Raw genomic sequence first — 10,472 nt, forward strand, 5'->3', positions numbered from 1 at the left:
TGCCCGAGCAGCCGGTAACGCCGATGGTGTACCACAAGGGCAAGCTGGGCGCCCTGCCGCCTTTGGGCTGATAGACCTTTAAGCCGGTGTTGGCTGCTTCGCGGGCTTGCCCGCTCCCACAGGGATGGCGCATTTCCCGAGACCTGCGCATTACCTGTGGGAGCGGGCAAGCCCGCGAAGAGGCCACCGCCGATGTCCCTGTTTCATTCCGGAGCACTGCGCATGAGCAATGACAAGTACGAGAAAGGCCTGCAAATCCGCACCCAGGTACTGGGCGAAGACTACGTCAACCGCTCGATCCAGAACGCCGACGACTTCACCAAGCCGTTGCAGGAACTGGTCACCGAATACTGCTGGGGCCACGTCTGGGGCCGTGAAGGCCTCTCGCTCAAAGAGCGCAGCATGATAAACTTGGCCATGATTTCCGCGCTCAACCGGCCCCACGAGCTCAAGCTGCACATTCGCGGCGCATTGCGTAATGGCCTGAGCCGTGAACAGATTCGCGAGATCCTGCTCCAGGTCGGCATTTATTGCGGCGTGCCCGCGGCGGTGGACAGCTTCCGCCTGGCCCGCGAAGCGTTCGCTGAAGCCGATGCGGAGCCAACCCGTTAACACCGGGCTGTTCGAACCCACGCAAGGAGCACCCAAGGTTCGTGGTGCTATTGCGGTTGCGGCCGGGCAGCCTCTTTAAGAGCGCACTTGATGAAACGCCAGCCACTCGACGACAGCTTCAAGGTCAACCGCAACCCCGTTACCCTGCGCGAAATCGTGCTAGACAAGCTGCGCGCGGCGATCATGAACTTCCACCTGCTGCCTGGCGACCGCCTGGTCGAACGCGACCTCTGCGACCGCCTTGGGGTCAGCCGTACCTCGGTACGCGAAGCGCTGCGTCACCTGGAATCCGAAGGCCTGGTGGAATTCGCCGACGCCAAGGGCCCACGGGTGGCCATCATCACCCTGGAAGACGCCCGCGACATCTACGAGCTGCGTTGCGTACTCGAAGGCCTGATCGTGCAACTGTTCACCCTCAACGCCAAGGCCAAGGACATCCGTGCCCTGGAACGCGCGCTGGAGGTCAACCGCGAAGCCTTGGAAGAAGGCGAGTTGCAGCAGGTGCTGGACTCGGTTCAAGGCTTCTACGACGTGCTGCTGGAAGGCTCCGGCAACCAGGTGGCGGCGCAGCAGTTGCGCCAGTTGCAGGCACGCATCAGCTACCTGCGCGCCACCTCGGTGTCGCAGGAAAACCGCCGCGGCGCCAGCAACCGCGAGATGGAAAAGATGGTCGAGGCGATCAAGGGTGGCGACCCGCTGGTTGCCCACCAGGCCTCCGTCGACCATGTGCGTGCGGCTGCCAAGGTAGCCCTGGATTACCTGCGCCAGAAGCAGGAAGACCACGTCAAGGTGCGCGACATCGTCGAGCCCCTGGCGCTGAAGGATCCACGTATTTAACGCCACCCACAGGCCGCTGATCATGCCCAACGCCCCGCGCTACTGCCCGCACTGTACCAAGGAACTGGCCCGGGGCGTTCCTGCAGGTGACACCCACGAACGCCTGCATTGTGGCGGCTGCGGCTACATCCACTACATCAACCCGAAGATCATCGCCGGCTGCATCATCGAGCGCGACGGCAAGTACCTGCTGTGCCAGCGTGCCATCCCGCCACGCCCCGGCACCTGGACCTTGCCGGCGGGCTTCATGGAGGCTGGCGAGACCACCGAGCAGGCGGCGCTGCGCGAAGTGTGGGAAGAAAGCGGCGTGCGGGCCGACATCATTTCGCCGTACTCGATTTTCAGCGTGCCGAAAATCAGCGAGGTCTACATCATCTTCCGCGCCATCGTGACCGAAGAAACCGGGCAATACGGGTCGGAAACGCTGGCGTACAAGTTCTTCGCACCGGATGAGATCCCTTGGGATCAGATCTACTACCCGGCGATCCGGCAGATCCTCGAACGTTACATCCTGGAGCGGCAGGCTGGGGTGTATGGCATGTACATGGGCAATGACGACACCGGCAAGGTGCACTTCATGCGTTAGCCGGTGCTGGCCCTGTGCCCCAAAAATGCCCGGGTCGCACCAGCAAAGCTCACCCATCACCGCCCACACAACGCGCAACCCCTCTACCCCAAGCCCCTCAGCCAATTGGCACCCTCCTTGCTACCGTCAGCCGCTTAAGCTTTTGTCAGCCTTAGGTTTTTTAAGGCTTATAGGTACATATTTACTAATTTCCCGTTACCCCAGCGGCCCGCATCATCGCTCCAACAAGAACGCGTCGCCCATCGCCGGCACGCACCCGGGCAGTTGCCAATGCCCTACCTTGCCTTGGAGTCAGTCATGACCAGTGCAGCCAATTCGGCACCCCTCATAGAAAAACACACGATCGGCTATGTGCCACCGCAAGACCGCCATGGAAAGGTAAGGGATCTGTTCACGCTGTGGTTCGGCGGCAACATTGCGCCGTTGCCCATCGTCACCGGCGCGTTGGGCGTGCAGCTGTTTCACCTGAACCTGGTATGGGGCATCGTCGCCATCCTGGTGGGCCACCTGCTCGGGGGCGTGCTGATGGCCCTGCACTCGGCCCAGGGCCCGCAAATGGGCATCCCGCAGATGATCCAGAGCCGTGCCCAGTTCGGTACCTTGGGCGCGCTGCTGGTGGTAGTGATTGCCGGGGTCATGTACATCGGCTTCTTCGCCTCCAACATCGTGCTCGCCGGCAAGTCTTTGCACGGTGTGGTCGACGCCGTACCGGTGCCGGTCGGCATCGTCATCGGCGCGCTGGGTTCGGGCATCATCGGCATCATCGGCTACCGCTTCATCCACGTCCTCAACCGCATCGGCACCTGGGTGCTGGGTATCGGCATCGTGGTCGGCTTCGGCTATATCTTCACCCATGTGCAGAGCGACGACTTCCTCAGCCGCGGCAGCTTCAACCTGGCCGGCTGGCTGGCCACCGTGTCGCTGGCGGCGCTGTGGCAGATCGCCTTTGCGCCCTACGTGTCGGACTACTCACGCTACCTGCCGGCAGACGTGAAAGTCGGCTCGACCTTCTGGACCACCTACCTGGGCTCGGCCCTGGGTTCGAGCCTGTCGTTCATCTTCGGCGCCGTGGCGGTACTGGCCATTCCGGCCGGCATGGACACCATGGATGCGGTCAAACTGGCCACCGGGACCCTCGGCCCCGTCATGCTGGTACTGTTCCTGCTCAGCGTCATCAGCCACAACGCCCTCAACCTGTATGGCGCGGTGCTGTCGATCATCACCCTGGTGCAAACCTTTGCCTACCGCTGGATCCCGACCGCCAAGAGCCGCGCGGTACTGTCGCTGATCGTGCTGTCGGCGTGCTGCGTGGTCGCCGTGTTCGCTTCGGCGGACTTCATTGGCCACTTCGTCGACATGGTGCTGGTGTTGCTGGTGGTGCTGGTGCCGTGGACGGCGATCAACCTCATCGACTTCTATGCCATCCACAAGGGCGACTACGACATCCAGTCGATCTTCCAGGTCGATGGCGGTATCTATGGCCGTTACAACCCGCAGGCACTGCTCGCTTATGCGGTGGGTATCGTGGTGCAGATCCCGTTCATGAACACGCCGCTGTACGTGGGGCCGATTTCCGAGCACATCAACGGCGCCGACCTGTCGTGGCTGGTGGGGCTGGCGGTGACTTCGCCGCTGTACTGGTGGCTGGCCAGCCGTGACAGTGCTTACCGGCGCCGGCAGCTGAGTGCCAAGTTGGCCATGGGGCACTGAGTTTGCTGCGCCGGCAAATCCCAGCAGATGGTTGTGCACCATCGCTGGGAGCTCCGATGCCGGAAGCTGGCCCATACATGACCGAGCACCGCAGGTGGGGCGCTCGGTCGCAGCGCCCCCTTGCCCCTCAAGCCGAACTCTACCCTCCCTCCGGCAACAAGCTGCGATCAAACATGAACACCCGCCCACCCAGCGGCGTGTGCTGATACAACTGCTGCGGCCGGCCCAGCCTGGGCTGGTTCTTCTCCCCGGTGTCCTTCACCCACCCCAGCTCACGCAAGCGCTCCAGGCGTTTACGCAGCGAGGTGCTGTTCACCGTCTGCCCCAGGCATGCCTGAACCGCCCCCAGGGCATCGAGCACGGTGAATTTCTCCGCCAGCAGGTACAGCGGCAAGCTGCTGTACACGGTCTTTGCCGCCAGCCGCTCGCGGGCCCGCTCCACCAGCAACGTGTGGTCGAAAGGCAAGAGCACCTTGCGCGCCAACACACTGCCCAGGTCGAAAAACGCCAACTGCTCACCCAAGGCTGCCTGCCCAGGGCCGATCAAGGCGAGGTAATAGGTGCTCAGCGACCAGCCCCGCGGATCGCGAAACGCATTGCCCTCGGTACCCACCTGCTCCATGTAGCACGGCACCAGCCGGGTTTTTTCGCGTAACGCGCGCTCGGCCGCGGCCTCCAGGCTGATGTCGGGGGTGCGACCATTGACGATCACCCCCGGCAACGCCCACTGGCCGGCATGCGGTTCGCGCTCACGGCGGTGCAACAACACTTGCAGATGCTGCGCATCGGGGGCCAGGCGCAGGGTCACGATATCGACACTGGCCAGGACTTCAACTGTACTCACCGGGTTGCTCCTCGTTCATTGGCCTAATAATCCACCAGAGATACTAAGTAAATCAACAAGCAAATCCATAGGGACATACGCTTGACAGACTTAGATCACCAGGTAGATTATGTAGCCAGTCCAGCAAGGAGAACCGCCATGAAAATCGCCAGTTTCGATGTCGATGCGCAGAACGGCTTCACCGGCAACGCGCCGCAGGAACTCCCGGTTCCCGAAGGCCATGAAATCGCGGTTGACCTCAACACCATGGCCCTGCGCGCCGACCTGCGCCTGGGCAGCAAAGATGCCCACCCGGCCAATGCCGCCTGGGTTGTCGCCGACCCGGCGCACATGCTGCAGCCCCTGCAAATGGCCAACGCCGACCTGACCTGGGTCAGCCACTGCGTCCCCGGCACCCCAGGGTTCGAGCTGCTGCCTGGCCTGCCGGCGCCCATCGATTACGACTACTTCGTGTGGAAGGGTGTCGAACCCGACCTGCACCCCTACGGCGCCTGCTATCACGACCTCGCCGAACGCCGTTCCACAGGGGTCATCGAATACCTCAAGGTGCAGCAGGTCGGCGCGGTGATCGTCGGCGGCCTGGCCCTGGACTACTGCGTCAAGACCACCGCCCGGCAATTGCGCCAGGCCGGCTTCGAGGTGCTGCTGTACCTGCCGGCCTGCCGTGCGCTGACTCAGGCAGGCGCTATCGAGGCGTGCGGCGCCTTGGCCGCCGAAGGGGTCATCCTCTGCGGCGACGAAGCCGCGCTCGACCACCAGCTTGCCCTGTTCAAGGAACAACGCCCATGAGCGAAAGTGTTTTCGGCCCACGCATCATCCAGAACCTGCTGGACACCGACTTCTACAAGATCACCATGATGCAGGCAGTGCTGCACAACTACCCCAACGCCGAAGTGGAGTGGGAGTTTCGTTGCCGCAACGACGAAGACTTGTCTCCCTACCTGGCTGAAATCCGCTACCAGGTAGAACAGCTGGCCGAGGTCACGGTGACCCACGACCAGTTGGCCTATCTGGAGAAAATCCCCTTCCTCAAACCGGATTTCATTCGCTTTCTAAGCCTGTTCCGTTTCAACCTGCGCTATGTACAGGTGGGCCTGGACGCCGCCGGGCAACTGGCAGTGCGCGTCCGCGGGCCCTGGTTGCACGTGATTCTCTACGAGATCCCGCTGCTGGCGATCATCAGCGAGGTGCGCAACCGTTACCGCTACCGTGACGTGGTGATCGAACAGGTCGGCGAGCGCCTGTACCAGAAGCTCGACTGGCTGAAAGCCGAGGCCAGTGCACAAGAGCTGGCCGGTTTCCAGTTGGCGGACTTCGGCACGCGTCGGCGCTTCTCCTACCGGGTGCAGGAAGAAGTGGTGCACATCCTCAAGCATGATTTCCCGGGGCGCTTCGTTGGCACCAGCAACGTGCACCTGGCGCGTGAGTTCGAGCTCAAGCCCCTGGGTACCATGGCCCACGAATGGTTCATGGCGCACCAGCAGTTGGGCCCGCGCCTGGTCGACAGCCAGGCCGCCGCACTGGAATGCTGGGTCAGGGAGTACCGAGGGCTGCTCGGCATAGCGTTGACCGACTGCATCACCATGGATGCCTTCCTCGGCGATTTCGACCTGTATTTCGCCAAGCTGTTCGATGGCTTGCGGCACGACTCTGGCGATCCACTGGCGTGGGCGGAAAAAGCCATTGCCCACTATGAGCGGTTGGGGATCGACCCAAAGAGCAAGACCCTGATCTTCTCCGATGGGCTGGATTTTGCCAAGGCGCTGGGGCTGTACCGGGCGCTGCATGAGCGGATCAATGTGAGCTTCGGCATTGGTACCCAACTAACGTGCGATATCCCGGGGGTAGCGCCGATGAACATGGTTATCAAGATGACCGCGTGCAATGGGGCGCCGGTGGCGAAAATTTCCGACAGCCCTGGCAAGACCCAGTGCCGGGACGAGAATTTCGTGGCCTATATGAAACACGTTTTCAAGGTGAATTGATGGCCGCTGTGCCGGCTTCATCGCGGGTGAACTTGCGCCCACCAGGCCGGCACCGTCACGCCACCTGTGGCATGGCCATGCACAACGCCAGAAACCGTGCGGCCGCCCGCGAGGGCGTGGCGGCGTGCGGCATCAGTATGGAAAAACGCCGCAGCAATGCCTGAGGGCTCACCTGCAACCGTTGCAATGCACCGTCTTCGTGGCGTATGGACATGGCTGAAACAAAGCCGATGCCCATGCCGGCACGCACCGCTTCCTTGACCCCCTCCACACCGGCGATTTCCAGCGCCACACGCATGGCTACGCCATCACGTGCGAATGCCCGCTCAACGACCTGCCGCACCCCCGAGCCGCTTTCACGCAACACCAACGGATAGGCCCCCAGCGCCGCCAATGGCTGCTTGTGCGTGCCTGCCAGGGGGTGCCCGCGCGGCACGATCGCCACGATTTCGTCCTCGTGCCACGGCGTGGTGTGCGTGCCCAGGGGCAACTCATGGCCGGGCGGCCCCTCGATCAGGGCGATATCGACGCTGTCCAGTGCCGCCACGATCTCCGCCGTGTTGCCATGCGAGGTCGTCACCAGCACGTCCGGGTACTGCCGATGAAAATCGGCAATCAGGTAAGGCAACAGGTAACTGGCGGGCGTAGTGCTGGCGCCAATGCGCAAGGTGCCGCGCTCCAACCCGCGCATGGCCTCGCGTAGGGCTTGGGCCTGGCGGAAGGTATCGCGCAGGCGCTCGGCGTGTGCGAGCAGTTGCTCGCCAGCCGCTGTCAGGCGCACGCCACGACCGGCCCGTTGGTAGAGGGGTTCGCCGAACGCCTCCTGCAGCAGCTTGAGCTGCCCGGAAACCGCAGGCTGCGACAGGTGCAGGGCCTGGGCCGCATGGCTGATGTTGCCATGCTCGGCAACGGTGGCGAATGTTATCAGCTGTTCTGGGGTCATGAACTCAAAATATCAGCTAAGCGGATATTTGCCATCCCAAATTACGATTTTTTATAAGCTTATAACCAGATTAACGTAGGCCTCGTCGAATCATTGCCCGGAGGACTCACATGGCCACGGTACCGTCCCATCCTGCCTACACCCCTACCCTTTCTACCAAAGGGCGGCTCAATGGCATCCTGTTCGTCGCGCTGTTCGCGCTGGCTGTCACTCAACTGGCGGCCATACCCGCCATCGCCAGGCTTGGCATCAGCCCGCTGATTGTCGGCATCGTCGCCGGTGCACTGTATGGCAACGCGCTGCGTGACGGCGTGCCGGCAAGCTGGGCCGCGGGTATCCATTTTTCCGCTCGCGGCTTGTTACGCATTGCCGTGGCGTTCTTCGGCCTGCGGGTGAGTCTGCAGGAAATTGCCGAGGTAGGCTGGTCGGGGCTAATCGTCTCGCTGCTGGTGGTTGGCAGCACATTGCTGATCGGCCTGTGGTGCGGCATGAAAGTCTTCAAGCTCGACCGCGACACCGCGCTGCTGACGGCCGCCGGTAGCGCCATCTGCGGGGCAGCCGCCGTGCTGGCATTCGAATCGGCGCTGCGCAGCGCCCCGCACAAGAGCGCCATGGCGGTGGGCAGCGTGGTGCTGTTCGGCACCTTGTTGATGTTCGTCTACCCCTTGGCGATCAACGCTGGCTGGCTGCACCTGAACACCTTGGGTGCCGGCCTGCTGCTGGGCGGCACCATCCACGAAGTGGCCCAGGTGGTCGGCGCCGCCAGCAACGTCAGCCCGGAAGTCACCCACATCGCGACCATCGTCAAGATGACCCGGGTCATGCTGCTGGTACCCGTGCTGCTGGTGGTCGGCCTGTGGATCAGCCGTTCGCGCCAGGCTGGCCAGGGCAAAGGCAACGGCCGCATCGCCATGCCCTGGTTCGCCTTCGGCTTCCTCGGCCTGGTGCTGGTGAACTCGCTGCAGGTGCTGCCCGGCAGCGTGACCCAGGCGCTCAACGGCCTGGACACCTTCGCCCTGACCATGGCGATGACCGCGCTGGGCATGGAGACGCGCTTGAGCCAGATTCGTCAGGCCGGGCCACGGGCGCTGGCGACCGGGGCGCTGCTCAACCTGTGGCTGGTTGGCGGCGGCCTGGCAATCACCCTCGGGGTGCAGAAGTTGTTGAGCTGATCGGCAACCGGGCGGCGAAGCAGGCGTAGCCCTGCAAAGGTTTTTCACCGCCCCCCTCGTGGCCGCCCACATTTCTCGGTATGGTGTTGTCCAAGAAGGATGTTTTACCCGCACAGGAAAGACTTAGATGCCTCAACGCCATGTCATCAATGCATCCGTCAGCCCCAAAGGCAGCCTGGAGACGCTGTCACAACGTGAAGTGCAGCAACTGAGTGAAGTCGGTACCGGTAGCCTTTACACCTTGTTCCGCCAGTGCGCCCTGGCCATCCTCAACACCGGCGCCCATGTCGACAACGCCAAGACCATCCTCGAGGCTTACCGGGACTTCGAGGTGCGTATCCACCAACAGGACCGTGGCGTGCGCCTGGAGCTGCAGAATGCCCCGGCCGACGCCTTTGTCGATGGCGAGATGATCGCCAGCACCCGCGAAATGCTGTTCAGCGCCCTGCGCGACATTGTCTACACCGAAAGCGAACTGGCCAGCCAGCGCATCGACCTGGAAAGCTCCCAGGGCATCACTGATTACGTGTTCCACCTGCTGCGCAACGCCCGCACCCTGCGCCCGGGTGTGGAGCCGAAGATGGTGGTGTGTTGGGGCGGCCACTCGATCAGCAGCGAGGAATACCAGTACACCAAGAAGGTCGGGCACGAACTGGGGCTGCGCAAGCTGGACGTGTGCACCGGTTGCGGCCCGGGCGTGATGAAGGGCCCGATGAAGGGCGCGACCATTGCCCATGCCAAGCAGCGCATGCATGGCAGCCGCTACCTGGGCCTGACCGAGCCGGGCATCATCGCTGCCGAGGCGCCCAACCCGATCGTCAACGAACTGGTGATCCTGCCGGACATCGAGAAGCGTCTGGAAGCCTTCGTGCGTGTCGGCCACGGCATCATCATCTTCCCCGGTGGCGCCGGTACGGCAGAGGAATTTCTCTACCTGCTGGGTATCCTCATGCACCCGGACAACCACGACCTGCCGTTCCCGGTGGTGCTCACCGGCCCGCGCAGTGCCGAACCCTACCTGCAGCAGTTGCATGCCTTTGTCGGTGCCACGCTGGGCGAGGCGGCGCACCGCTTGTACGAGATCATCATCGACGACCCGGCAGAAGTTGCCCGGCACATGGTCGAAGGGCTCAAGGCGGTTAAGCAGTTCCGCCGCGAGCGCAACGATGCCTTCCACTTCAACTGGTTGCTGAAGATCGAGGAGAGCTTCCAGCGCCCCTTCGACCCTACGCATAAGGCGATGGCAGAACTGGACTTGCGCCGCGATCTGCCACCGCACGAACTGGCGGCCAACCTGCGCCGGGCGTTTTCCGGCATCGTGGCCGGCAACGTCAAGGACAAGGGTATCCGCCTGATCGAGGAGCACGGCCCTTATCAGATTCGTGGCGACAGCGCTGTGCTCGATCCACTGGGGCGGTTGCTGCAGGCGTTCGTCGACCAGCACCGGATGAAGTTGCCCGGCGGGGCGGCGTATGTACCGTGCTATCAGGTTGTGACCTGACAGCGCCTTGCGCTAATGGGCGTCAGTCATGCAACTTGGGGCCGCGTTGCGGCCCATCGCCGGCAAGCCAGCTCCCACAGGGATCGCATCAGGGCTGACAGGTGTTTGTCAGAAGATATGCAGCGCCTGTGAGATCGAGCGCCGCCCGCGCGGCGCAATCGCGAGCTGCGCTCGCTCCTACGTTTGTTTCGGGCCAATTATTCCTGTGGGATTTGCGCGCGAACGCCTTGGCGCATGCCTCAAAATCGCGTCGTACGAACAAGGCGGCCGCGCGCATCTGGC

The 10,472-nt window shown here is 63.0% G+C and carries 10 protein-coding genes and 2 pseudogenes; 9 read left to right on the forward strand and 3 right to left on the reverse strand.

Annotated features, from left to right (window positions below):
- The 5 genes and pseudogenes from GYA94_RS11780 to GYA94_RS11800 all read left to right on the forward strand — a co-directional run.
- Positions 1–71: pseudogene (locus GYA94_RS11780) on the forward strand (flavin reductase family protein); the annotation flags it as partial.
- A gap of 151 nt (positions 72–222) precedes the next feature.
- On the forward strand, positions 223–612 hold the full coding sequence (locus GYA94_RS11785) for a carboxymuconolactone decarboxylase family protein (protein WP_009683727.1): 390 nt from the start codon (positions 223–225) through the stop codon (positions 610–612).
- Positions 613–702: 90 nt separating this feature from the next.
- A complete protein-coding gene (locus GYA94_RS11790) occupies positions 703–1,449 on the forward strand; it encodes a GntR family transcriptional regulator (RefSeq protein ID WP_009683726.1) in 747 nt (248 codons plus the stop codon).
- A gap of 22 nt (positions 1,450–1,471) precedes the next feature.
- On the forward strand, positions 1,472–2,035 hold the full coding sequence (locus GYA94_RS11795; protein ID WP_029886870.1) for an NUDIX hydrolase: 564 nt from the start codon (positions 1,472–1,474) through the stop codon (positions 2,033–2,035).
- Positions 2,036–2,332: 297 nt separating this feature from the next.
- Complete coding sequence (locus tag GYA94_RS11800; protein WP_161892363.1) at positions 2,333–3,745, forward strand: purine-cytosine permease family protein; 1,413 nt, start codon at positions 2,333–2,335, stop codon at positions 3,743–3,745.
- Positions 3,746–3,884: 139 nt separating this feature from the next.
- Here GYA94_RS11800 and GYA94_RS11805 read toward each other — a convergent pair whose 3' ends face one another.
- A complete protein-coding gene (locus GYA94_RS11805; RefSeq protein ID WP_110677289.1) occupies positions 3,885–4,589 on the reverse strand; it encodes an NUDIX hydrolase in 705 nt (234 codons plus the stop codon).
- A 138-nt stretch (positions 4,590–4,727) separates the two neighbouring features.
- On the opposite strand from GYA94_RS11805, the gene GYA94_RS11810 reads away from it, so the two are divergent.
- Together GYA94_RS11810 and pncB are read left to right on the forward strand one after the other, a co-directional pair.
- Complete coding sequence (locus GYA94_RS11810; protein WP_161892364.1) at positions 4,728–5,378, forward strand: isochorismatase family protein; 651 nt, start codon at positions 4,728–4,730, stop codon at positions 5,376–5,378.
- Positions 5,375–6,574, forward strand: a complete 1,200-nt coding sequence (pncB, locus tag GYA94_RS11815) for a nicotinate phosphoribosyltransferase (protein ID WP_029887980.1) — start codon at positions 5,375–5,377, stop codon at positions 6,572–6,574. Before GYA94_RS11810 ends, pncB begins: the two co-directional genes overlap by 4 nt.
- A gap of 55 nt (positions 6,575–6,629) precedes the next feature.
- Here the strand turns inward: pncB and GYA94_RS11820 are convergent, their stop codons facing one another.
- The gene (locus tag GYA94_RS11820; RefSeq protein WP_054913757.1) at positions 6,630–7,517 is read right to left on the reverse strand and encodes a LysR family transcriptional regulator; all 888 of its coding nucleotides are present in this window, start codon (positions 7,515–7,517) and stop codon (positions 6,630–6,632) included.
- A 110-nt stretch (positions 7,518–7,627) separates the two neighbouring features.
- On the opposite strand from GYA94_RS11820, the gene GYA94_RS11825 reads away from it, so the two are divergent.
- Both GYA94_RS11825 and ppnN read left to right on the forward strand, forming a co-directional pair.
- Positions 7,628–8,689 (forward strand): YeiH family protein, encoded by a 1,062-nt coding sequence (locus tag GYA94_RS11825; protein WP_161892365.1) that lies wholly within the window; start codon positions 7,628–7,630, stop codon positions 8,687–8,689.
- Positions 8,690–8,816: 127 nt separating this feature from the next.
- Positions 8,817–10,190 carry a nucleotide 5'-monophosphate nucleosidase PpnN gene (ppnN, locus tag GYA94_RS11830; protein ID WP_029887975.1) on the forward strand — a complete coding sequence of 458 codons (1,374 nt, stop codon included), beginning with the start codon at positions 8,817–8,819 and terminating at the stop codon, positions 10,188–10,190.
- 88 nt (positions 10,191–10,278) lie between these two features.
- Here ppnN and GYA94_RS27915 read toward each other — a convergent pair.
- Positions 10,279–10,472 (reverse strand): annotated as a pseudogene (locus tag GYA94_RS27915) (hypothetical protein); the annotation flags it as partial.

The sequence above is a fragment of the Pseudomonas juntendi genome (assembly GCF_009932375.1).
Taxonomy (GTDB): Bacteria; Pseudomonadota; Gammaproteobacteria; order Pseudomonadales; family Pseudomonadaceae; genus Aquipseudomonas; species Aquipseudomonas juntendi.